The following is an 895-nucleotide window of genomic DNA, read 5'->3' as shown; positions in this document are numbered from 1 at the left end:
TTGACGACCCGCTGGTGGGACGCCTGGATCCGGGCCCGGCCGGCCCGGCCAGCCGTGGACTGTTTCTGGTCAACGCCCTCTCGGACCTGGTGCGCACCCACACCGCCAGCACCGGAACGACGATTCAGGCATATCTCCGGCTGGATTCCTCCGCCGGCCCGATCAGCTGACAACGAAGGCGGCCCACCAGGAACCGAAGTTCCCGGCAGGCCGCTTTCCCCCGTCGGTTAGGCGCATCCCACAATAGGAAGCGGAATACAGCCGGTGACGCCGACCACGGGTGCACCGGTGCCGCCCGCGGCTGTCGAACAGCCCGGTAAGAGCATCACCGCGGCCACGCCCGCGGCGGCTGCAACGGCTTTAACGGCTTTCTTGCTGCTGTTTCGCTTCATGATCGTTCCTTCCAGGCACTATTCGACACATGTTGAGTAATAAATAGGCAGGCGGTGCCACGACCAGTAGTTCCGGTACGGATGTTGGTCGCGGGGGCCATCCCGCAGCGAGAGCGCGCTTGTCCCGTTTGGCTAGATGCAAACGAGGGAGCAGCCCGTGCCACCGGCGGCTGTGGAGCATCCCGTCGGTACCAGCAACACGGCGATCACGCTCGTCGCTGCTGCAACTGCTCGAATGGTCTTCTTGGCGTTCTTCGACTTCATCGTCTTGCCTTTCCGAGAGGTGACAAATAGCCGTTGCGGTAAATGACACCTCCGCATACCCCGCTGTTGCACACGCGTAAACAAGATTTTGCTGATGTTTTTGCGCCGCATCTTTTGTCATATCTGCACTGGCGCAACGTAATAGAGAACGTGCAGGCTGAGGATCTGAATCGGTGCAGTTAATTCACGAAGCCACGCGGCGGCGATCTTCCTCTGCTGCCGCTACCCGCTCCCACGCG

Annotated in this window: 1 protein-coding gene and 1 pseudogene; one reads left to right on the top strand and one right to left on the bottom strand. The window is 61.5% G+C overall.

The window, feature by feature from the left end; genetic code table 11:
- Window positions 1-170, top strand: a pseudogene (locus ACZY0B_RS27800) (sensor histidine kinase); the annotation flags it as partial.
- A 57-nt stretch (window positions 171-227) separates the two neighbouring features.
- On the opposite strand, the gene ACZY0B_RS27795 reads toward ACZY0B_RS27800, so the two are convergent.
- Window positions 228-392, bottom strand: a complete 165-nt coding sequence (locus ACZY0B_RS27795; RefSeq protein ID WP_463767429.1) for a hypothetical protein — start codon at window positions 390-392, stop codon at window positions 228-230.
- Between the last annotated feature and the right edge of the window lie 503 nt (window positions 393-895).

This window comes from Mycobacterium sp. IDUB_19 (genome assembly GCF_055419445.1).
This window is presented reverse-complemented; position numbering and strand designations above follow the sequence as displayed.

Bases quoted from the DNA above. Each gene is read 5' to 3' on its own strand.
- ACZY0B_RS27795 (WP_463767429.1), bottom strand. From the start codon at position 392: ATGAAGCGAAACAGCAGCAAGAAAGCCGTTAAAGCCGTTGCAGCCGCC.